Genomic DNA, 21,346 nt, shown 5'->3' on the forward strand with positions numbered 1-21,346 from the left:
CACGCTCGTGACCAACCCACTCATCCCGGCACTGGACAGCGACGACCGGGAGGAGGTGCTCCGATGGGCCGAGGCGCTCGCCTCCGAAGCCGGACTGCTCAAGGTCGGATTGCAGGCCTTCGTCGCACACGGCCCCTCACTGATCACCGAGGTCGCCAAGCTCGCCCCCGTGTTCGCCGACCTCAAGCTGCACGACATCCCGAACACGGTTGCCGGCGCGGCCCGTGTCGCAGCCGGTCTCGGGGCATCCATGGTGACGGTTCACGCCAGCGGTGGTGCCGCAATGGTCCGGGCGGCCGCCCAGTCAGCGCCCGACGTCGACGTCCTGGCCGTCACCGTCCTGACCAGCCTGGCCGCCGACGACATCCAGGCGGTGGGACAGCAGCCGGCTGAGCGTCAGGTCCCGCAGCTCGCGGCGCTCGCGGTCGAGGCCGGGGCCGCAGGCATCGTCTGCTCCGCTGGCGAGATCGAAGCCGTTCGCGCTGCCGTGGGCCCCGAGCCGCTGATCGTGGTCCCGGGCATCCGACCGGCTGGCGCCGCTGCGGACGACCAGGCCCGCACCGCCACCCCGGCTGCCGCCATGGCACGCGGGGCATCGCACATCGTCGTGGGACGGCCGATCACGCAGGCGGCCGATCCCGTGGCAGCCGCCCGCTCGATCACCGCGTCGCTGCGCCGCTGACCTGCGAGGCCCCGTGATTCCGGGCCGGATCCGCGAGCGCTTGGGCCTTGACCAACACCACACCTCGGCGGTTAGGATGCGGGCCCTTCCCGCCTGCCCACGCACCCTCGATCAGCCTAAAGGCACGGATATGTCAGTACCCGAGTTGAGCGACGACGCCCGTCGGGCGGCACTGAAGAAGGCCGCCGAGGCACGCAAGGTCCGGGCGGCGGTGAAGCAGCAACTTCGGGATGGCGAACTCACGCTGGCGCAGGTCATCAAGAAGGCCGACGAGGACGAGATCATCGGCAAGACCCGGGTGTCCGCGGTCCTCGAGTCGATGCCTCGAATCGGGAAGAAGACCGCACGTCGGACGATGGAGCGCCTCGACATCTCCGAGTCGCGTCGGCTGCGGGGCCTGGGAGACCGTCAGCGCGCCCGATTGCTGGAGGCCTTCGACCCCCGCAATCTGCAGGGGTGACGGCCTCCCCGGCACCGGGTCGGGTTCTGGTCGTCAGCGGTCCCGGCGGGGTCGGCAAAGGGACGGTGGTCGCCGAGCTGCGACGCCGGCGACCCGACGTTCGGGTCAGCGTGTCCGCCACGACCAGGCCCCCACGACCGGGCGAGCAGGACGGAGTCCACTACCACTTCGTCTCTCCCGAAGCGTTCCAGCAGATGATCGATCAGGACCAGTTCGTCGAGTGGGCTGACTTCAACGGCAACCGCTACGGCACCCCCTGGACCTCGGTCTCCGGACCCGTGGATGAGGGCGCAACCGTCGTGCTCGAGATCGACGTCCAAGGAGCCGAGCAGATCAAGCAGCGGGAGACCGCTGTCGGGGATCTCGGCGCGACGCTGGTGTTCCTGGCACCACCCTCGTGGGAGGTGCTCGAACAGCGACTGGTCGGCCGCGGTTCGGAGGACGACGCGAGCGTTGCCGCCCGACTGTCCATCGGTCGACAGGAGATGGCCGCCGCCACGTGGTTCGATCACGTGGTGACCAACGACCGGCTGGACGAAGCAGTCTCGGAACTGGCTCGTATACTCGACGGCTATGGCCACGATTGACGATCTTCTTGACCGCGTCGACTCCAAGTACACGCTGGTGCACTTCGCCGCGATGCGTGCACGGGAGATCAACAACTACTACCACTCCCTGGGCGACGGGATGGGACAGTACGTGCGGCCCCTGGTCGAGCAGGTCGACTCCAACAAGCCGCTGTCGATCGCCATGGAAGAGATCGCGCAGGACAAGATCGTGGTCCAGCGTGGCGAGGAGATCCGCGCCCAGTTGGAGGCTGAGGCCGCCGAGGCCGAGGTCGCCGAGCTGCCCCAGGGCGAGGACGCCATCCTCGAGGACGGCGAGCCAACCGAGCTCTGAGCCCCGCCTGCCGGCCATCCGCCGCTGGGAGACCGCATGACCCTGGCCGGTGTCCGCGTCCTGCTCGGGGTCTCCGGGGGTGTGGCCTGCTACAAGGCCGTCGCGTTGGCCCGCGGGCTGCTCAAGGCGGGCGCCGAGGTCCAGGTCGTCATGACCGCCGGCGCGACCAGGTTCGTCCAGCCTGACCAGTTCGCGGCCATCACCGGCCGGCCGGTCTACGCCGACACCTTCACCGACGTCCACCGGATCGTCCACGTCGAGGTTGCGCGCCAGGCCGATGTCGCCATCATCGCGCCGGCCACCACCAACGTGATCGCCAAGTTCGCGGCGGGCATCGCCGACGACCTGGTCAGCTCGACCTTCACCTGCCTGACCGTCCCCACGATCGTCGCGCCGGCCATGCACACCGAGATGTGGCTTCACCCGGCGACCCAAGCCGCGGTGGACGTCCTTCGAGGCCGGGGGACCATCATCACCGGGCCTGGGGTCGGCGCCCTTGCCGGCGGTGACGAGGGCCCGGGACGTCTGGAGGACGAGGACGTCCTCCTCGACGCCGTCCACCGGGCCGTGGGACGTCCCACGATCGCCGAGCCACACCCGCTGAGCGGTCGCCGGGTCCTGGTGACCGCCGGGGGCACCCGCGAGCGCCTGGACCCGGTCCGATACCTGTCCAATCGCTCAACCGGCAAGATGGGATACGCGGTCGCCGCGGTCGCCGCCGAGTTGGGCGCGGAGGTGGAGCTGGTCAGTGCGCCGACCGCACTCGACGCCCCCGCCGGCGTGACGCTGACACCGGTCGAGTCGGCCCTCGACATGCACGCCGCCGTCACCTCCGCGGCGCCGGATGCCGACGTGATCGTCAAGGCGGCCGCGGTGTCGGACTTCAGACCGGCCCAGGTGGCCGACCAGAAGTTGAAAAAGGGCACGTTCGGTGCTGGCGAGGGCGGGACCGTGGTCCGGTTGGTCGCCAACCCCGACATCCTGGCCGAGTTGGGTACCCGGGACGACCTCGACGCCGTCCTGGTCGGGTTCGCGGCGGAGACCGAGGACGTCGAAGCCCACGGTCGCGACAAGCTAGCCCGCAAGAACCTCGACCTGATCGCGATCAACGATGTGAGCGCCACCGACGCCGGCTTCGGCACCGATACGAACCGCGTCGTGATCCTGGGTCGGGAGGGCTTTCGCCACGAGGTTGCCCTGACGGGCAAGCGGGAGGTGGCCAGAGTCCTGTTGGACCTGGCGGCCGCGCGGCTACGCTCGTGAGCCACCATCGGTCCGTTTGACGTCGCGGACACGCTTCCAGGGGAGCATCGGGAGCCCGGAACACCACGCCGAGACGGTGATCGTCCCGTCCGAGCACAACCAGAACAGGTACTCACGAAGATGACACGACACTGGCAATTCACGTCCGAGTCGGTGACCGAAGGGCACCCCGACAAGGTCGCTGATCAGATCTCCGACGCCGTCCTCGACGCTGTCCTCGACGCCGACCCGGATCCCTGGCACGCGCGCGTCGCCTGTGAGACCCTCGTGAACACCGGCCTGGTCGTGGTGGCCGGCGAGATCCGGACCGGCGCCTTCGTCAACATCGACACGATCGTCCGGGAGACCGTCTCGAAGATCGGCTACGACTCCGCCGAGGCGGGCTTCGACGGTCGCACCTGCGGGGTGGTCGTCGCCATCGACGAGCAGTCCCCCGACATCGCCGGCGGCGTCGATCAGGCGCTCGAGAGCCGTGGTGATGGCCCCACCGACGACGAGATGAACGCCCTCGGTGCCGGTGACCAGGGGATGATGTTCGGCTACGCCACGGTCGAGACCGACTCGTTGATGCCGCTGCCGATCGATCTGGCGCACCGCATGGCCCGTCAGTTGGCGGCCGTCCGCCACAGCGGCGAGGTCAGCTATCTGCGCCCCGATGGCAAGACGCAGGTGACGGTGTCCTACGAGGACAACCGGCCGGTGTCGATCGACCGGGTGCTCATCTCGACGCAGCACGACCCGGGAGTCGACCTGGCCACGGAGATGGTGCCGGAACTGCTGGAGAAGGTGATCCTGCCGGTCATGCCGGCCGACCTTGCGTTCGACAGCGAGAACATCCTGATCAACCCGTCAGGCAAATTCGAGCTCGGCGGCCCCCAGGCCGATGCGGGGCTGACCGGCCGAAAGATCATCGTGGACACCTACGGCGGCATGGCCCGACACGGTGGCGGCGCGTTCAGCGGCAAGGACTCGACGAAGGTCGATCGGTCTGCCGCGTACGCGACGCGCTGGGTCGCGAAGAACATCGTGGCGGCGGGCCTGGCCGAGCGGGCGGAGTTGCAGGTGGCCTACGCGATCGGCGTGGCCCACCCCGTGTCGCTCATGCTCGAGACGTTCGGAACGGAGCAGCAGGACCCCGAGAAGATCCTGACCGGTGTCCGTGAGGTCTTCGACCTGCGCCCGGCGGCGATCATCCGCGATCTGGGTCTGCGCCAGCCGATATTCGCCCCCACGGCCGCCTACGGTCACTTCGGTCGCGAGGAGTTCCCCTGGGAGTCCACCGACCGCGCGGACGCGCTGGCCGCTGCCTCAGGGACCTAGTCCTGGGACAGGACACGAGGATCTTCTGCTGACCCCAGCGGACACCGATGAGGCGGGTCGCTACGCCCGCGTGATCGTCGATGTCGGGCCGGCCCACCTGGACCGGCCCTTCGACTACCTGATCCCCGAGTCCGAGGGTGGTCGAGTCGACGTGGGAACCCGCGTCAGGGTGTCATTCAACGGCCGACCCCGGACCGCCTGGGTCATCGGCCTGCACGACGAACCCGCCACCGACCCGGACCGGATCAAGCCGATCGACCGGGTCGAGGGGCCCACCGTCTGGTTCGACGACACCGACGTCGAGGTGTGGCGCTGGATCGCCGATCGCTACGCGGGGACCCTGTCCGGGGTGATCCGTCACGCCCTGCCAACCCGGGTCGTCCGTGTGGAGACCGAAGCCGCCGGATGGGGGGAGATCGGTGCTGCACCGGAGGTCGCACCGGCCGCCGAGGTCGACTGGGTGCGGCTCGGCGGAACCGACCTGGCCCGTGCGGTGACCGCTCCGGATGGGAGCGCCCACCATCTGCGAACCCCGATGTCGCCCATCACCGGCGAGGGGCCGGCCCTCGCGGACCTGGTCACCCGGTGCGTGCGTGGCGGTCGGCAGGCCGTCGTGGTCGTTCCCTCGGAGGCACCCGGGGACGCAGACGACGTCGTGGCCGCTGCTGGAGATGCTGGCGTCGATCTCCGTGGCGAGCACGGCGACGCAGAGCGCTACCGTGCCTTCCTCCGCTTGCGGCGGGGTGAGATCTCGGTTGTGGTGGGGGAGCGGAGCGTCGCACTCCTGCCGCTGCGAGATCCGGGGCTGCTGGTGGTGGTTGATGAAGCCAACCCGGCGTACAAGGAGCGGCGGAATCCGCGTCACCACGTCCGTGAGGCCGTGCTGGGGCGGGCGCGCCTCGGTGGGGCGGTTGCCGTGCTGACCTCATCGGTGCTGTCCGCCCAGGCCCGGCGACACCACGTCGGTGGGCACCTGAGGCTGATCCGGGCGGACCGGACGACGGAGCGGGCGGCGGCCCCGTCCGTTCGTGCCGTCAACCGCCGTGAGTTGCCACCCACTGCCCGCCGCTCACGAATCACCGCTCCAGTGGCGCGCCAGATCGACCGGGTGGTCGCTGACGCTGGTCGGGTGATCGTGCTGGCGGCAGCCAAGGGAAGCGGTACCTCACTGGCCTGCGTGCGATGCCGCAGCCGCCACGAGTGTCCCACCTGCGGCGCCGGCGTCGCGGAGCGGGCCGGTGACGCTGCTCCGCCGGCCTGGGGATGTGGGAGTTGCGGCTGGGACGGGCCACCCCGGCGGTGCCTCGACTGCGGGGCGAGCGAGACCTTTCCGCTGCGAGCAGGTGCCAAGCGGCTGGCAGCCGAGTTGGCGAAGACCCATCCCCAGGCCGAGGTGGTCCACATGGAGGGCTTCGACCAGCCAGGACCCACGTCCACCCCGGCCATCGCCGTCATGACCCGCGGTTCGGTGGTTGCCCGGCCGCGCTGGCTGACCGACGAGCGGGGGCACCCCCACCCGGCCGACCTGTTGGTCATCGCCGACCCTGATGTGCTGATCGGCCGTCCGGATGTCGAGGCTGCAGAGGACGCCGCCCGGCTGTGGCTGGACGCCAGTCGGCTGGCTGGGGCCATCTGGATCCAGACGGCGGAGCCCGACCATCCAGCGATCCAGGCGGTCGTCCGCCAGGACGGCGACGGGTTCTGGGACGGTGAGACGCCCCGTCGGGCGGTCCTCGGCTTTCCTCCGGCCGGCTCGCTCATTCGCCTGGTGTCCCTGCCGGATCAGCAGGCAGCCGAGATCAGAGGTGTCGTGCCGGGTACCGTGCTGGGGCCCGACCCGGCCGGAGTGGCCTTGCTGAAGACGGCCGACCTGCGTGCCACGCTGAAGGCGCTCCACCCCCTACGAGCCCGGTGGGCACAGCAGGACATCCGGATCAGGGTCGACGTCGACCCGGTCCAGGTGAGCAGCTGAGCCGACCCGGGACCGACGAGGCCCGACCCGACCCGACGCCCGACCCGAAAGAGCACCTGTGGCCCGACTCCCCATCCGACTGTTCGGTGACCCCGTCCTGCGCCAGCGCGCCGGTGAGGTCACCAGCTTCGACGAGCGTCTGCGCACGTTGGCCGAGGACATGCTGGAGACGATGCGCGGTCAGAACGGTGCCGGCCTTGCCGCCAATCAGGTCGGCATCCTCAAGCGCCTGTTCACCTGGGAGGCGGGTGAGGACTTCGGAGCCGTCGTCAACCCGACGATCACGTTCGAGAGCGACGTCATCCAGGAGGGGGACGAGGGCTGTCTGTCGTTCCCGGGCCTGTTCTACCCGACCAAACGACCGCTCGAGGTCCACATCGATGCGCAGGACGTGCACGGCGAGGACATCTCGATGGAGGGGGAGGGGCTGTTGGCCCGCATCATCGCCCACGAGATCGACCACCTGAACGGGATCCTGTTCATCGAGCACCTGGAGCGGCACGACCGGAAGGACGCGATGAAGCGGATCCGTCGTGGCGAACTCGAGAACCCTCCACCGGTGGCGCCCGAGGATCCTGTGGTGTGATCAGGGTCGTCTTCTTCGGCACACCGGCCCCGGCGGTTCCCTCGCTGCGGGCCTTCGTGGCCGCGGCCGACATGGATGTCGTCGCGGTCGTGACCAACCCCGATCGTCCGTCGGGCCGCGGCCACAAGCTGACCGCACCACCGGTCAAGCAGGCGGCTGTGGAGTTGGGGCTCGATGTCCGGCAGCCGGACCGGCCCGGTGACCTGCGCGATTCGCTGGAGGTGTGGGACGTCGATGCCTGCGCTGTCGTGGCCTACGGTTCGATCCTGCCCCAGGCGGTGCTCGACCGCGGCGGAGCCGGCTTCGTCAACCTCCACTTCTCCCTGCTGCCGGCATGGCGGGGCGCCGCACCCGTTCCGGCGAGCATCCTGGCCGGTGACACGGTGACCGGTGTGACGTGCTTCCGGTTGGACGCCGGCATGGACACCGGCGATGTGCTGTCGACCCACGAGACCCGGATCGCAGCCGATGAGACCAGTGGTGAGCTGACCACCCGGCTCGCCGAGGCCGGTGCGGAGACGCTCGTCGACGCCGTGCGAGGCCTGGTCGACGGCTCCCTCGAGCCGGTCCCACAGGATCACGAGCAGGCGACCTATGCCTCGAAGATCGCGCCGGAGGACGCTCGGATCGACTGGGGGCAGGCAGCTGTCCAGGTCGACCGGGCCGTGCGAGCCTTCAACCCCATGCCCGGCGCCCACACGACCGTGGACGGGCGACGGCTGAAGGTCCATCGGGTCCGTCCGGTCTTCGGCGAGGCGACCGTCGCACCGGGAACCGTCGTCGGGGAGGAGGCCGGCGAGCCGGTGGTGGCGTGCGGGTCGGGTCTGGTGCGGCTGCTCGAGGTGCAGCCAGCAGGCAAGCCCCGGATGACCGGGGCGGACTTCAACAACGGCTACCGCCCGGAGCGCCTGGGGACATGACGCAGGACGACGGGGTCGCGACCAGGCAGGCGGCGTTGGCGGCGCTCCTCCAGATCGATGATCAGCAGGCCTGGGCCTCCCCGGTCGTGGATCGGGTGCTCTCCGGCAGCGGCCTGGACGACCGGGACCGTGCGTACGTGGCCAACCTGGTGTTCTCGACCCTGCGGTGGGAGGGCACGCTGGACTGGATGCTGGCCCATCTGGTCACCCGCGGGCTGGACGCGGTGCAGCAGGAGCTGCTCCACATCCTGCGGTTGGGCACCTGGGAGCTGCGCTTCGGGGCGGCGCCGGCGCATGCGGGGGTCAACACGTGGGTGGAGGTCGCGCGGCACGCCGTGGGCGACCGGGCCACGGGGTTCGTCAACGGTGTCCTGCGCAACGTCGTCCGCAGGGGCGACACCCTGCCCTGGCCCGACCCGACCAGCGTCGAAGGCGTGGCGCTGGCAACCGCCCACCCTCCGTGGGTGGTCGAGCTCGCGAGGGAGCGCTTCGGCGTCGACCGCGCGACCGACGTCCTGGCCGCGGGCAACGAGACGGCCCCCCTGATCCTGCGTGCCGTCGCGCCTCGCGAGGAGGTGGTGGCCCGTCTGGCCGCGGACGGTGTCGCCGCATCGGCGGGCAGCCTGACCGACACGGCTGTTGTCCTGGGGGAGCGGGTACCGCCGGGACGGCTCGCCGTGATCAGCGAGGGGCTGGCCATCGTCCAGGACCAGTCCTCGCAGGTGGTGGGTGCGACCGCGGCCCGCGAGATCCCAGCAGGCGCGACGGCGGTTGACCTGTGTGCCGCGCCTGGTGGGAAGACCACCCATCTGGCCCAGGCCGGGCTCGCCGTGACCGCCGTCGACCGACACGCCGGTCGGCTGCGCCGAACCGCGGAGCTGGCGGCTCGTCTGGGCCTGTCGATCACGACCCGCCTCGCCGATGGAGCGGCGTCGGGACTCCCGGAGGCCAGCGCGGACCTGGTGTTGGTCGACGCGCCCTGCTCCGGACTCGGTGTCGTGCGCCGCCGTCCTGAGCTGCGCTGGCGCAAGGACCCGGCTGACGTGACCGCGCTGCGGGCCGTTCAGGAACGGCTGCTGCGGGCGGCCGTGCTCCTGACCAAGCCGGGCGGCAGGATCGTCTACTCGGTGTGCACCTGGACCGTGGCGGAGACCGATCAGGTCGTCGCCGCCGTCGTGGAGGACGGCACCGCGGTGCTGGAGCGGGCGGGACAGACCGCACCCAACCCTGATGCGTCGGGCAGCCTGACCGAGTACGGCAGGCAACTGGCCCCGGACACCGAACAGGGGGACGGCATGTACCTGGCCGTCCTCCGCCGACCGGCCGAGCCGGGAGCCGTCGCGTGAGCGAGCAGCGAACCGCGGGCGACGCGGCGCTGGACAGAGCGATGATGGATCGCGCCTTCGACCTGGGCGAGCGTGGTCGCGGACGGACCAGTCCCAACCCATTCGTCGGCTGCGTGATCGCGCAGGGGGAGCAGATCGTCGGCGAGGGGTGGACGCAGCCGCCGCCGGGGCCGCACGCCGAGATCGTGGCTCTCGAGCAGGCCGGCGCCGCGGCTCGCGGCGCCGCGGTCTACGTCACGCTGGAACCGTGTGCCCACATCGGCCGGACGCCTCCCTGCACCGACGCGCTGCTGGCGGCCGGTGTCGCACGGGTGGTGATCGCGCTGACAGACCCCAACCCGGTTGCGGCAGGTGGGGTCGCCACGTTGGTCGACGCCGGTGTGGCCGTCGATCAGGACGTGGCCGTCGAGCGGGCCACACGCCAGCACGAGATCTTCCTCCACACCGTGCGCACCGCTCGTCCCTTCGTCATCGCCAAGACCGCCAGCAGTCTCGACGGGTACGTCGCGGACCACGCCGGCAGATCCAAGTGGATCACCGGACCGCAGGCCCGGGCAGCGGGTCACCGGCTGCGAGCCGAGGTGGACGCCATCCTCGTCGGCAGCGAGACGGCCCTGGCCGACGACCCCTCCCTCACCGTCCGGGACATCGGCGGGGGGCGGACCTGGGATGGACCCCAGCCGCTGCGGGTCGTGCTGGACCGACGTGGTCGGGTGAAGGAGGCTCGGCTCCGGATGCAGGCCGATGACGGAGCGGCGCCGCTGGTCAGCGACGCAACACGACCGGAGGACGTGCTGCAAGAACTCTGGGCGCTCGGCATCGGCAGCGTCCTGGTGGAGGGCGGCCCGACGATCGTCTCGGCCTTCATCACGGCCGGCCTGGTGGATCGCTACGAGGTCCACCTGGGCGGTGTGATCCTGGGTGAGGGCCTGCCGGCTGTCCCGGGTCGTTTCACCCTCGATCAGGCGCCTCGGATGATTGTGGCGGCGAGTACCGTTTGGGGCACCGACGTCGTGCTCACGGCGTACCCCCGACGATGAGGAAGCTCTCGTGTTCACCGGTTTGATCGAAGAGGTGGGCGTGGTCCGCGCCCTCGAGGTCAACAAGACCGCAGGCAGCGGCAGTGCCGTCCTGACCATCGGCTGCGAGATCGTCACCGATGACGCCGCGATCGGCGACTCGATCGCCGTCAACGGCGTCTGCCTCACAGTGACCGAGCTGCTGCCGGACGGCGGCTTCGCCTGCGACATGATGGGGGAGACGTTGGCCCGGACGTCCCTTGGCGACATCGAGGAGGGATCGTCGGTCAATTTGGAACGTGCCATGGTGGCTGGCGACCGGCTGGGCGGACACATGGTCCAGGGCCACGTGGATGGTGTCTCGGAGATCCTCGACATCACCGAGTTCCCGGAGTGGACCACGGTCACCTACACGCTTCCCGCGGAGCTGGTCCCCTACGTCGTCGAGAAGGGATCGATCACCATCGACGGAACCTCGCTGACGGTCACGGCGGCCGACGAGGCCACGTTCTCCGTCGGTCTGATCCCGCACACGATGGCGGTGACGACCCACGGCGCCCGACGAGTGGGCGACCGGGTCAATCTCGAGGTCGACATCATCGCCAAGTACGTCGAGCGTCAGCTCGCCACCCGTGGCCTCACCGAGGAGAAGGCAATCGCATGAGCAAGCCAGGTTTCACGCCGATCCCGGAGGCCATCGCCGCCATCGGGCGAGGTGAGATCGTTGTTGTGGTCGATGACGAGGATCGCGAGAACGAGGGCGATCTGATCATGGCGGCCGAGGCCGCCACGCCCGAGACGATCGCCTTCTTCCTCCACCACACCTCGGGCTACATCTGCGTGCCGATCACCGAGGAGCGGGCCGAGGAGCTCGACCTGCCGCCCATGGTCGACAACAACACCGACCCGCTGCGCACCGCGTACCTGGTGACGGTCGACGCGAGCCACGGGACCACCACCGGCATCTCCGCCGGCGATCGGGCGAAGACCATCCAGGCGATGATCGACCCCGCGACGCGTCCGGTCGACCTGCGCCGTCCCGGCCACATCGTGCCGCTCCAAGCCCGCGAGGGCGGGGTGCTCAAGCGCGCCGGACACACCGAAGCGGCGATCGACCTGGCCCGTCTGGCTGGCTTGCAGCCGGCCGGTGTGCTGTGCGAGATCGTCAACGAGGACAAGACGGACATGGCTCGTCTGCCCGAGCTGATCGAGTTCGCCACCGAACATGACCTGAAGCTGATCTCGATCGCTGAACTGATCGCCTGGCGCCGCCGCTCAGAGCGACTGGTGCACCGCCAGGCCGAGGCCGACATCCCAACGGAGTTCGGCACGTTCCGGGCCATCGGGTACAGCTCCGACATGGACGCCTTCGACCAGGTCGCGCTGGTCTACGGGAACCCCGAGAACAAGCCCAACGTGCTAGTCCGGATGCACTCCGAGTGCTTGACCGGCGACATCTTCGGCTCGCTGCGCTGCGACTGCGGTCCGCAGCTGCGAGAGGCCATGCGACAGATCGCCGCGGAGGGGGAGGGGGTCATCGTCTACATCCGCGGCCACGAGGGCCGTGGCATCGGCATCATGCACAAGCTGGAGGCCTACCAGCTGCAGGACGCTGGCCACGACACGATCGACGCCAACCTCAAGCTGGGCTTCCCGGCCGACTCGCGTGACTACGGGACCGGCGCGCAGATCCTCGTCGACCTCGGCCTGTCCACCCTCCGACTCCTCACCAACAACCCGGCGAAGCGTGCTGGCCTGGAGGGTTATGACCTCGAGATCGTCGAGCGCGTGCCGATCGAGGTGGCCCCAACCCGTGAGAACCTGCGCTACCTGCGGACCAAGCGTGACCGGATGGGGCACGCTCTGACCGGACTGGAAGCCGTAGCCGGAGAGGACGCCAGCGATGCGAGTGCATGAGGGAAGTCTGGACGGCACCGGGTTGCGATTCGCCGTCATCGCAAGCCGCTTCAACGACACCGTGGTGACCCGACTGGTGGACGGCGCCACGAGTTGCCTCACCAAGCACGGGGTGGCCGAGGAGAACATCGACGTCTACTGGGTGCCGGGGGCGTGGGAGATCCCCCTGGTCGCCAAGCGACTCGCGGAAGCCGGCGAGATCGACGCCGTGGTGGCCCTGGGCCTGGTCGTGCGGGGTCAGACAGCCCACTTCGACTACGTGGCCGGGGAGTCCGCCGCCGTCGGCCGTGTCGCGCTCGAGACCGGCATTCCGATGTCGTTCGGGGTGCTGACCACCGAGACCTGGGAGCAGGCGACCGACCGGTCGGGCGGGAAGCTCGGCAACAAGGGCTGGGAGGCGGCGATCGCGGCCCTGGAGACCACCACACTGCTGCGCGACCTCTGAGACGCCGGCTCTGAGACGCCGGCCGACCCACGAACCACATCGGGGGTGAACCAATGGTCCGTCTGGCGCGTTCTGGCCTCATGAGAACCGCTCGGTGGCCCGCCGTCACCCTGCCGGCGCGAGCATCGTGGTGGACCGTCCTCGGGCTTGCCGGCCTCAGCGTGCTCGCCGCGGTTGGGTGGAGCCAGCGGGCCGATGTGGCACCGGCCCTGGGCAGGCTGTCGCCGGTCGTGCTGGTCGTGGTCGTTGGATCGTCAGCCGTCGCCAACCTGGTTCTGGCGGAGAACTGGTACCAGCTGAGCCTGGCCGGCACGCGCGCCACCCGGACCACGAGTTGGCGCATCTTCGGGCTCGCACAGCCCTTGCGCTATTTGATGCCCGGCGGGCACATCGCCGCTCGCGGCGCGCTGGCCACCCGGGAGGGGCTCACGGTCAGAGCAGGCGTCGGCCTCGGCGTCCTCGACCTGCTGCTGTCGGTTTGCGTCCTGACCCTGCTGACGGCGGTCACCACACCTGCCTGGCTGGGCCCGCTGGCCGGCCGGGCCATCCCCGGCTGGGTGCCGCTCCTCGGGGTGGCGCCAGCGGCGTTGGCTCTGGTCCTGATCGTGCGCCCCGACGTGGTCGGGTCGGGCCTGGATCGGATCGTCGGTCGGGTGGTCGGCCGATCGGCGCGGTTGCCGGCCGCGCCGCTCCTGCGGGCCCAGCTGCTGCGCTACCTGGGCGCGGTCCTGGTCAGGGCGGCAGGGTTCGTGGTGCTGGTCCTTGCGATGGGCCGAGCCGGTGGGGCGGCTGATGCCGGCGCAGCAGCGACCGTCGGGGCAGCGCTCGGCGCCTTCGCGGTCGGCAACGTGGCCGGCCGGCTGGCCCCCATCGCGCCAGCCGGTCTGGGGATCCGCGATGTCGGCATGGCCGTGGTGCTGACCGGCCCGCTGGGCCTGGGTGCTGCCACCGCGGTGGCCCTGGCAGCGCGGGTGCTGGACCTGTTGGCAGAGGGTGTGCTCGTCGGTGGTCTGTTGCTCGGCACCTCGGGCCGGGACACCGTCCTGCGCCCGGGAGCGGTCCTGACCCTGGACGACGGACGGCGCGTCGACATCATCAGCGTCAAGCAGCGGACCTGGTCGAACGTGGCCGTGGGGCGCCTGGGCGACCAGGAGGTGTTCTGCAAGCAATCCCTCGACCGGCGTGGTCGGCCCGATCCGGCCGCGAGCCAGCGGCAGCAGCAGGCCTACGCCGAGGTGCAGGCCGGCGGGCTTCGTGCGCCGGGCCCCGTCGGTGCGGCCGGACGTGAGGCGATCGAGGTGCGCGAGTGGCGGCCGCTCCGAGAGCCGGAGGACCCAGGCGCCGTCGCGATCTGGGTCCTGACCCAGCTGGCGATGGTGGGGCCCGGCCATCCCTCTCCGGCCCTGGCAGCCACCGGACTGTTGATCGACGAGAGCACATCGCCAGGGGCCGACCTCCCGGACAGCATCACCGTCGTGGATCCAGACAGAGCGCCGAGCGCCGCAGCGCTGTTCGACGTGGCCGACTGCCGAGCGCGCCTGATCGCCACGCTGCTGCTATCCAACTGGGGCCGTCCGCTCCGTGCCTTCATTGCCGGTCCTGACTGGCCTGCGGCCGCCCGGACCTGGCAGGCCACGCGGCCCCGCGGGGCTGCTGAGCGGGTCGCGGGCCTCGCCGACATCCGACGGGCCTGCCGAGACCTCGTCACCGCACGTCGTCGTGAGTGGGTCGGCGTAACACCAGCGCAGGCGCTGGTCCGGTTCGTCGGCGTCCACACCATCGGCTGGCTGTACGCCCGACGTCTTGATCGGGGCATCGCGGAGGGTCGTCTGGGCCGAGCCCCCGCAGATCTGGATGAGCAAACCCGTCGACGGTACGGCCACACCGATCGGGCCGCGAAGTACGACCATGAAGCTCGAGGGCCCATCGGACGGGCCATCACGGCCGGTGAGAGACGGGCGCTGCGCCGTGCGCTGGCCGTGTTGTGTTCCGTCGGGGCTCCGGCGACGGATCGGGCATCCCGCGGGCACCCAGGTCGGCGATGGTGGGGGCGTGAGCGGCAGCACGGTGCCTCGCTCGTGGAGTCGTGGGTGGACGTTGCGGGCGGCACCGGCCGGTTCGCGTCTCTGGCAGGGCTGGCTGGTGCCCGCCGGATCAGCGTCGACCGGTCGGCGGCCATGCTCGCGCGCGACGCCAGCGGTCTGCGGGTCATCGCCGATGCGGAGCGGTTGCCGCTTCCCGGGGCATCCGTGGACGTGGCGGTGATGATGCGCCTGGTCCATCGCACCTCCGACGTCCTCCTCGTGGCGGCGGTGCGTGAGGCTCTCCGCGTCAGTCGGAGGGGTGTTCTGGTCAGCTACACCCGGCCGACGCCGGGCTGGCGGCGGCAGCTTCGTCGGCTGGTCGGTCGCAAGCCGGCAGCGGGCGGTCGCAGCGAGCGGGAGGTGGCCGGTCTGGTTGCTGCAGCCGGCGGCGTCGTGCGTTCGGATGTGGCCGCCATCCCGCTGTTGTCCGGTGGGCGGGTCCTGGCGGTTTCGCGGACGGCATCACGTCGGGGTGCCATGATCGTGCCCAGTGAGCGACCGATCCCAGCCCGACCCGATCCTCGCGGAGTTGCGCGCGCGCATTGACGTGCTGGACGAAACCCTCATCCAGTTGATGGCCGACCGGTTCGAGGTCACCCGGAGGGTCGGTGCGCACAAGCGGGAGGTTGGGCTCCCGAAGGCCGACCCTGCCCGCGAGCGGGTGCAGATCGCCAAGCTGCGGCGCATGGCGGAGGAGGCCGATCTTGATCCCGGGTTCAGCGAGAAGCTGCTCCGGCTGATCATCGATGAGGTGATCCGGGACTACGCCCGCGCCGAGGCCTGAGCCGTGCGCGTCAGCGCGCGATGTCGGGCCGGTCCTGGATGGCGCGGGTGCGGACCGTGAAGACCGAGTTCCCGGACAGGATGCCGCCACGCCCGAAGAGGCGGCCGTGCTCCCAGTTGGACAGGCCGAGCTCCGGCGTGGAGAGGGCGTACTGGCCGTCCACCCAGCGAGTCAGGCCGTTGCCGACGAAGGGGGCGTTGATCTGGTTGAAGAACCGCTCGTGCTCGCTGGGATCGGTTGCCAGCAGGCTGGCCACGAACTGGGGGCTCTGGGCATTGAAGAGGCGGATGGCCTCAGCGGTTTCCGGAACCACGACGAGGGTGATCTCGGGCGAGTCCTCCCACTCCCACTCCACCCCGAGATCCGTCGAGGCGATGGGCTGGGCCTGGGGTTCGACGACCTCACCCCCGGCGCGGGCGATGGGGACGGAGCGGTCGAACCACTCCTGCGGGATGTGACCCGTCGAGTCGACCTCGACGTGGAGCTTCGTCGCAACGCCGCGGGCCTCGCCGGCAGCGGTGATGGCGTCGAGGAACACCGGGACCAGCTCGTCGGCCCGATCCGCGGTGATCACGCAGGTGTTCAGGGTGTTGCACACCTTCCGGTCGAGCGACCGGGTGACGGCCTGGCCGAAGTCGTCCGCGTCGGCGCTCGGCCCTGCCACGATCCAGGCCCCACCCGTGCCGTGCAGAGAGGCTGGGATGCCGGCCAGGCGAGCCACGGCCCCCAGCGTCCTGGTGGCCCGGCCAGAGCCGCGGGCGACGGCCAACGACAGCCGGGTATCGCTGAACAGCGCGTAGCCCGCCGCACGGCCCGGGGAGTCCACGAGAGAGGCGGCTCCGGGCGGGAGCTCGGCGTGGGCCAGCGCCGGGGCCAGGGCGTGCTGGACGATGGCGCGGGCGGTGCCGAGGGCGTCCGAGCCGATCCGGAAGACCACGGTGTTGCCGCTGCGCAGGACGCCACAGGCATCGGCGAACACGTTCGGTCGGCCCTCGAACACGAAGGCGACGACACCCAGGCGGTCACGGACCTGCTCGACTCGCCAGCCGTCGTGCGGGACGGTGGCGATGACGTCGCCTCGTCCGCTGTCCATGGCCTGCCAGCCCCGCAGCCCCTCGATCATCCCCTCCCGCATCGCCTCGTCCAGCACCAGGCGGGTCGTGGAGCGACCCTTGGCCCCCGCCGCCTCGACGTCAGCAGCGTTGGCCTCGGCGATCGGGGCGAAGGTGGCGTCGTCGGCCAGGGCATCGGCGAAGGCCGCGAAGAAGCGCGAGATCTGGTCATCGGTGACGCCGCCCATGGCGTCGAACGCGGTCACGGCGGCGTCGACGGCGGTGCGGGCGGCCGTCCGTTCGGCGGCCGGAACGTGAAGCACCTGGCCGTCCTCGGGCGTGACCAGCAGGGCGTCTCCCGGCTCGAAGGCCGCGGCCACCTCTCGCGGGACGGTGGTGACCCGGTCCCCACCGACGATGAGGGGCATCCCGGCGGTCAGGCTCTCCAGCTGCTGCATGCCAGGAAGGCTATCGGGGCTACCCGCCCACGGGCTCCACGTCGCCCGACGCCAGGCGGACCCCATCAGCACAGCGGGCCTCGATGGTCCCGGACCCGAACTGCTCGGCGTACAGGACCGCGTAGGCGCCCTGACGGGCCAGCAACTCCTGGTGGGTCCCGCGCTCGATGATGCGGCCGCGGTCGACGACGAAGATCACGTCCGCGGCCAGGATCGTGGACAGCCGGTGCGCCACCGCCACCGTCGTCCGGCCCACCATCAGCCGCTCCAGCGCCTCCTGCACGAGCCGCTCGCTCACGGTGTCCAAGGCACTCGTCGCCTCGTCCAGCACCAGGATCCGCGGGTCGGCGATCACCACCCGGGCGATGGCCAGCCGCTGCTTCTCCCCGCCGCTCATGCGGTAGCCGCGCTCGCCCACCATCGTCTCGAAGCCGTCCGGCAGCTCGTTGATCCGACCGAGGATCGACGCCGAGCGGCAGGCGTCCTCGATCTCGGCCTGCGTGGCCTGGGGACGCCCGTACACCAGGTTCTCGCGGATGGTGGCGTGGAACAGGTGGGTCTCCTGGGTCACCATGCCGATCTGGCGGGCCAGCGAGTCCAGCCGGATGCCCTTGACGTCGTGGTCGTCGATCATGACGGCACCCCGCGTGGCGTCGTACAGCCGGGGCAGCAGATACGTCAGCGTGGTCTTCCCGGCTCCCGACGGCCCGACCAGCGCCGCCAGCTGGCCCGGCTGGATCTCGGCCACCACCGACCGCAAGGCCCACCCGTCGTCCTCGTCATCGGCCGCCGTGTCGCCGTCGTAGCGGAACCACACGTCGTCGAAGGTCAGCCTCCCCTCGACGTCATCGAGAACGCTCGCGTCATCAGCATCCACGATGTCCTGCTCGAGGTCGAGGTACTCGAAGATCCGCTCGAACAGCGCCAGGGACGACTGGACCTGGACGGAGACCTCGAGCGTGCGCGCGATCGGGAAGAACAGCCGGGCCTGCAGCGTGGTGAAGGCAACGACCGTCCCCTCGGTCAATCCCCGGCCGGCGAACGTCCCGTCACCCTCGAGCAGGTACCCGGCCGCGACGTACACCAGCACGGGTGTGATCGCGAAGAACGCCTGGATCAGCGCGAAGAAGGAGCGGCCGATCATCTGCTGCTGCACCTGCAGCTCCGCCAACCGTTCGGAGGAGGCCCGGTAGCGCTCGATCTCCGTCTCGCTCTGCCCGAAGGTCTTGGAGAGCAGGATGCCGCTGACGGAGAGCGTCTCCTCCGACCGCGCGGAGAGGTCAGCCAGTTCCTTCTGCGTGGACTTGCTGACCTTGCGACGGGCGGTGCCGACGCGGCGTGAGAGCCACACGAAGATCGGGAGCATCCCGAGGCTGAGCAGGGTCAGGGGGATCGACAGCACCGTCATGGCCACCACCACCGAGAGCAGGGTGACGGCGTTGGACAGCAGCGTCGAGGCGGTGTCGGTCACCACCGACTGGACTCCGCCGACGTCGTTGGCCAGGCGGGACTGGATCTCACCGGTCCGGGTGGCGGTGAAGAACCGCAACGGCATGCCCTGCAGGTGGGCGTAGAGGCTGTTGCGGAGGTCCTGCATCACCCGCTGCCCGACGGTGTTGGTGACGTAGGTCTGGTACACCGAGAGGCCGGCTCCGACCAACGGCAGTACCGTCATGATCGCCCCCAGCTGCCACAGCAGCGTGAAGTCCGGCCCACCATCGACGAAGAGGGCGTCGTCGAAGACCACCCGGACGAGCAGGGGGTTCACCACACCGATGGCCGCCGTGACCAGGATCAGCCCGACGACGATGGCGATGGGCCCGCGGTACGGGCTGAAGGCAGCCACGACCCGCTTCAGCAGGCCTCGGTCTCGGGTTCGGTTCATGGGCCGGTCTCCTCACGTCGGTGTCCGGTGCGCGTTCCGACGAGGTCCGCGAAGGCCAGCAGTGCGTTGTCATGGCACACCTCGGGGCCGCACCGCAGCAGCGGGGTCGCCCGCAGTGCCGGGAACAGATACCCCAGGCCGGTCAGGTCGGTGTGCCCGGCCTCGGGGATGGCGCGCAGTCGGACGTCTGCGCCATCGGCCATCATGCGCTCCAGCAGGCCATCGTTGCGATTGCCGATCCACGCACCGCTGCGGAGGGCGATGAGGGGGACGGCCAGATCGGTGCGGGCGGCCGCAGGCACCGGCTCCACCCACGGGTCCAGGCCGATCACACCGGCGATGCTCGATCCGCGCGTGGCGGCCAGGATCGCGGCGCCACCACCCGTGGACTGCCCCACCACCCAGACCTGCTCGACGACCGGCACGCACTCGTCGATGGCACCGACCGACATCGCCCCGATCACGGAGGTGATGTCCTCAGCGAACCGCTGCACCAGGTACCGCACGCCCGGTCCGTAGCCCGGATCCTCGGCGGAGGGCATCAGGTCGGGCTCCAACCCGACCACCGCACCGCCGGGGTACTGCGACACCAACGCCCCACCGACGTGGTCGGCGGCGAGGACCACCCAGCCCTCGCTGGCCAACTGCTCGGCCAGGTCCGCGTGGATGGCCCGGAAGCCCATCCAGCCGTGGCTGAGCACGACCACGCCGCGGACATCGACCCGGTAGTCCAGATCCGCGACCGCGTGCCCTCGCTGCGCCGCCAGCCGTCCGAGCAGCGGCGCTGGGACCGGGTAGGAGAGCGCGATGGCCTTGGCCGCCCCCCGCCCTGCGGGGAACAGCGGTGCGGCGGCCGCATGTCGTTGACCGCCGTCGGCCTCCTCCGCCGGATACCAGATCTGCACCGGCAGGCGACGTCGATCGTCCAGGACCACCGTCCGGGTTCCGACCCGATGCGCACCCGTCGGTCGGGGGAGCGGGCGGCTGGGCAGTGCCGCCTGATGCAGGTGCCGGACGCCGGCTCGCAGGGCCAGGGCTCCGACCGCGCTGGCGCCCAGTGCCACCCCGCCCCTGATCAGGTCCTCCGCCGAGGAGGACCGGGCTCGCCTCACAGTTGCCTCGTGTCGGTGTCCAACCCCAGGGCAAGCCGCCCCACCAGCTCGTAGGTCCGAGCCGACGTCATTGCGTGTTGTGTGGCAACGTGGATGTCGCGGAAGCAGCGCTGGATGGGGGAGGTCAGGTACACGTCGACGCCGCCAGCCACCAGATGCAGGTCCCGGACCGCCGCGGCACATCGGGCGGTGGCATCCGTGGCCGCCAGCCGAAGTCCGCGGCGGTGCTCGAGGGACAGCGGATCGCCGGCGGCAGCGGTCTCCCACGCCTGCCCCGTCACGTCGGCCATGAACGCGGCTGCCGATCGAACCGTCGCCTCGGCGCGGGACACGGTGGCCTGGGTCTCGGCACGCTCCGCCAACGTCCGTCCCGAGCCCTGCGGCCGCTTGTCGGCGGCCAACGCCGTCGTCTCGGTCAGCGCACGACGGGTTATCCCGATGCTCACGGCTGCCACGCCGAGGGCCAGCAGTCCGAACAGCGGGAACTGCGCCAGCGGCGCCTGGATCACCGGTGCGGCGGTCCCGAGCTGCACCCAACGACCCTCCGGGACGAAGGCTCGCTCCACCCGGTAGTCCGTGGACCCGGTGCCGGCCAGGCCGGCCGTGTGCCAGGTGTCCAGAAGCTCGACGTCCTCGCGGTCGAAGAAGACGAACGGAGCCACGAGCCCGTCCGACCTGGGCGCGGTCGCACCGGTCTGGTCGACCAGGCGCACTCGCCCACCGATGGTCGTGCAGTGACTGGTGCCCGACCCCCAGGCCCACCGGCCGCTGACCCGCAGACCCCCCTCCACCACCACGGCCGTGCCCGCCGGCGCCGCGAACCCGCCGGTGACCGCCCGTGCGTGGAAGATCTCCTTGCCGTATCGATCCGGCAGGAAGTACGCCGTCAGCGACGTCGTCAGGGCGATCATCACACACCAGCCCACGGCCCCGTCGGCCTCCGCGACCGCCGTGATGTGGTCCAGACCGGCTTGGGCGCTGACCTGCTCCCCGCCGTAGACCTGCGGGATCCAACTCGCGAACGCCCCCTCGCTGGTCAGCGCGGCTGCGATGTCGTCCGGCAACCGGCGGGCTTGCTCGAACTCCCGCGAGCGATCTCGGATCGTGGCGTCCAGCGCAGGGGAGAGCATGTTCACGGTAG

Annotated in this window: 20 protein-coding genes; 16 read left to right on the forward strand and 4 right to left on the reverse strand. The window is 70.6% G+C overall.

The window, feature by feature from the left end:
* The first annotated feature begins 7 nt into the window (after positions 1–7).
* The 16 genes from pyrF to C1746_RS17265 all read left to right on the forward strand — a co-directional run bounded on the left by pyrF (position 8) and on the right by C1746_RS17265 (position 15,698).
* Positions 8–682 carry an orotidine-5'-phosphate decarboxylase gene (pyrF, locus tag C1746_RS17190; RefSeq protein WP_116715994.1) on the forward strand — a complete coding sequence of 225 codons (675 nt, stop codon included), beginning with the start codon at positions 8–10 and terminating at the stop codon, positions 680–682.
* 130 nt (positions 683–812) lie between these two features.
* Positions 813–1,142, forward strand: a complete 330-nt coding sequence (gene mihF, locus C1746_RS17195) for an integration host factor, actinobacterial type (protein WP_116715995.1) — start codon at positions 813–815, stop codon at positions 1,140–1,142.
* Positions 1,139–1,729, forward strand: a complete 591-nt coding sequence (gmk, locus tag C1746_RS17200) for a guanylate kinase (RefSeq protein ID WP_116715996.1) — start codon at positions 1,139–1,141, stop codon at positions 1,727–1,729. Before mihF ends, gmk begins: the two co-directional genes overlap by 4 nt.
* The gene (gene rpoZ, locus C1746_RS17205) at positions 1,716–2,042 is read left to right on the forward strand and encodes a DNA-directed RNA polymerase subunit omega (RefSeq protein WP_116715997.1); all 327 of its coding nucleotides are present in this window, start codon (positions 1,716–1,718) and stop codon (positions 2,040–2,042) included. Before gmk ends, rpoZ begins: the two co-directional genes overlap by 14 nt.
* A gap of 36 nt (positions 2,043–2,078) precedes the next feature.
* Positions 2,079–3,305 carry a bifunctional phosphopantothenoylcysteine decarboxylase/phosphopantothenate--cysteine ligase CoaBC gene (gene coaBC, locus C1746_RS17210; RefSeq protein WP_116715998.1) on the forward strand — a complete coding sequence of 409 codons (1,227 nt, stop codon included), beginning with the start codon at positions 2,079–2,081 and terminating at the stop codon, positions 3,303–3,305.
* A gap of 120 nt (positions 3,306–3,425) precedes the next feature.
* Entirely contained in the window at positions 3,426–4,625 is a 1,200-nt protein-coding gene (gene metK, locus C1746_RS17215; protein ID WP_116715999.1) for a methionine adenosyltransferase, read from the forward strand.
* A 70-nt stretch (positions 4,626–4,695) separates the two neighbouring features.
* Positions 4,696–6,597 (forward strand): primosomal protein N' family DNA-binding protein, encoded by a 1,902-nt coding sequence (locus C1746_RS17220; protein WP_116716000.1) that lies wholly within the window; start codon positions 4,696–4,698, stop codon positions 6,595–6,597.
* A 58-nt stretch (positions 6,598–6,655) separates the two neighbouring features.
* On the forward strand, positions 6,656–7,183 hold the full coding sequence (gene def, locus C1746_RS17225) for a peptide deformylase (protein ID WP_116716001.1): 528 nt from the start codon (positions 6,656–6,658) through the stop codon (positions 7,181–7,183).
* Positions 7,180–8,103: a methionyl-tRNA formyltransferase gene (gene fmt / locus C1746_RS17230; RefSeq protein WP_116716002.1), complete on the forward strand. Its 924-nt coding sequence runs from the start codon at positions 7,180–7,182 to the stop codon at positions 8,101–8,103. The genes def and fmt overlap by 4 nt, the downstream gene beginning before the upstream one ends.
* On the forward strand, positions 8,100–9,449 hold the full coding sequence (gene rsmB / locus C1746_RS17235) for a 16S rRNA (cytosine(967)-C(5))-methyltransferase RsmB (protein ID WP_116716003.1): 1,350 nt from the start codon (positions 8,100–8,102) through the stop codon (positions 9,447–9,449). Before fmt ends, rsmB begins: the two co-directional genes overlap by 4 nt.
* Positions 9,446–10,489 carry a bifunctional diaminohydroxyphosphoribosylaminopyrimidine deaminase/5-amino-6-(5-phosphoribosylamino)uracil reductase RibD gene (gene ribD, locus C1746_RS17240; protein WP_205711961.1) on the forward strand — a complete coding sequence of 348 codons (1,044 nt, stop codon included), beginning with the start codon at positions 9,446–9,448 and terminating at the stop codon, positions 10,487–10,489. Before rsmB ends, ribD begins: the two co-directional genes overlap by 4 nt.
* A 10-nt stretch (positions 10,490–10,499) precedes the next feature.
* Positions 10,500–11,132: a riboflavin synthase gene (locus C1746_RS17245; RefSeq protein WP_116716004.1), complete on the forward strand. Its 633-nt coding sequence runs from the start codon at positions 10,500–10,502 to the stop codon at positions 11,130–11,132.
* Positions 11,129–12,385 carry a bifunctional 3,4-dihydroxy-2-butanone-4-phosphate synthase/GTP cyclohydrolase II gene (locus C1746_RS17250; RefSeq protein WP_116716005.1) on the forward strand — a complete coding sequence of 419 codons (1,257 nt, stop codon included), beginning with the start codon at positions 11,129–11,131 and terminating at the stop codon, positions 12,383–12,385. The genes C1746_RS17245 and C1746_RS17250 overlap by 4 nt, the downstream gene beginning before the upstream one ends.
* Entirely contained in the window at positions 12,372–12,830 is a 459-nt protein-coding gene (ribH, locus tag C1746_RS17255; protein ID WP_116716006.1) for a 6,7-dimethyl-8-ribityllumazine synthase, read from the forward strand. The genes C1746_RS17250 and ribH overlap by 14 nt, the downstream gene beginning before the upstream one ends.
* 80 nt (positions 12,831–12,910) lie before the next feature.
* Entirely contained in the window at positions 12,911–15,460 is a 2,550-nt protein-coding gene (locus C1746_RS17260) for a class I SAM-dependent methyltransferase (protein WP_116716007.1), read from the forward strand.
* Entirely contained in the window at positions 15,405–15,698 is a 294-nt protein-coding gene (locus C1746_RS17265; RefSeq protein WP_205711962.1) for a chorismate mutase, read from the forward strand. The genes C1746_RS17260 and C1746_RS17265 overlap by 56 nt, the downstream gene beginning before the upstream one ends.
* 10 nt (positions 15,699–15,708) lie before the next feature.
* On the opposite strand, the gene C1746_RS17270 is transcribed toward C1746_RS17265, so the two are convergent.
* Genes C1746_RS17270 through C1746_RS17285 form a run of 4 tightly spaced genes read right to left on the reverse strand, consistent with a single transcriptional unit; the run spans position 15,709 to position 21,335 of the window.
* Complete coding sequence (locus tag C1746_RS17270; protein ID WP_116716008.1) at positions 15,709–17,208, reverse strand: aldehyde dehydrogenase family protein; 1,500 nt, start codon at positions 17,206–17,208, stop codon at positions 15,709–15,711.
* 19 nt (positions 17,209–17,227) lie between these two features.
* Positions 17,228–19,093 carry an ABC transporter ATP-binding protein gene (locus C1746_RS17275; protein WP_116716009.1) on the reverse strand — a complete coding sequence of 622 codons (1,866 nt, stop codon included), beginning with the start codon at positions 19,091–19,093 and terminating at the stop codon, positions 17,228–17,230.
* A complete protein-coding gene (locus C1746_RS17280) occupies positions 19,090–20,205 on the reverse strand; it encodes an alpha/beta hydrolase (protein ID WP_162867888.1) in 1,116 nt (371 codons plus the stop codon). The genes C1746_RS17275 and C1746_RS17280 overlap by 4 nt, the downstream gene beginning before the upstream one ends.
* Positions 20,202–21,335 carry an acyl-CoA dehydrogenase family protein gene (locus tag C1746_RS17285; RefSeq protein ID WP_162867889.1) on the reverse strand — a complete coding sequence of 378 codons (1,134 nt, stop codon included), beginning with the start codon at positions 21,333–21,335 and terminating at the stop codon, positions 20,202–20,204. Before C1746_RS17285 ends, C1746_RS17280 begins: the two co-directional genes overlap by 4 nt.
* Positions 21,336–21,346 lie beyond the last annotated feature (11 nt).

The organism is Euzebya tangerina, from assembly GCF_003074135.1.
GTDB classification, from domain to species: Bacteria; Actinomycetota; Nitriliruptoria; order Euzebyales; family Euzebyaceae; genus Euzebya; species Euzebya tangerina.

Excerpts from the sequence above, each read along its gene's own strand:
- C1746_RS17285 (WP_162867889.1), bottom strand. The coding sequence starts at position 21,335 with ATGCTCTCCCCTGCGCTGGACGCCACGATCCGAGATCGCTCGCGGGAG.
- ribH (WP_116716006.1), top strand. The coding sequence starts at position 12,372 with ATGCGAGTGCATGAGGGAAGTCTGGACGGCACCGGGTTGCGATTCGCC.
- mihF (WP_116715995.1), top strand. The coding sequence starts at position 813 with ATGTCAGTACCCGAGTTGAGCGACGACGCCCGTCGGGCGGCACTGAAG.
- metK (WP_116715999.1), top strand. The coding sequence starts at position 3,426 with ATGACACGACACTGGCAATTCACGTCCGAGTCGGTGACCGAAGGGCAC.
- rsmB (WP_116716003.1), top strand. The coding sequence starts at position 8,100 with ATGACGCAGGACGACGGGGTCGCGACCAGGCAGGCGGCGTTGGCGGCG.
- C1746_RS17250 (WP_116716005.1), top strand. The coding sequence starts at position 11,129 with ATGAGCAAGCCAGGTTTCACGCCGATCCCGGAGGCCATCGCCGCCATC.
- C1746_RS17275 (WP_116716009.1), bottom strand. The coding sequence starts at position 19,093 with ATGAACCGAACCCGAGACCGAGGCCTGCTGAAGCGGGTCGTGGCTGCC.
- C1746_RS17270 (WP_116716008.1), bottom strand. The coding sequence starts at position 17,208 with ATGCAGCAGCTGGAGAGCCTGACCGCCGGGATGCCCCTCATCGTCGGT.
- rpoZ (WP_116715997.1), top strand. The coding sequence starts at position 1,716 with ATGGCCACGATTGACGATCTTCTTGACCGCGTCGACTCCAAGTACACG.
- C1746_RS17260 (WP_116716007.1), top strand. The coding sequence starts at position 12,911 with ATGAGAACCGCTCGGTGGCCCGCCGTCACCCTGCCGGCGCGAGCATCG.
- coaBC (WP_116715998.1), top strand. The coding sequence starts at position 2,079 with ATGACCCTGGCCGGTGTCCGCGTCCTGCTCGGGGTCTCCGGGGGTGTG.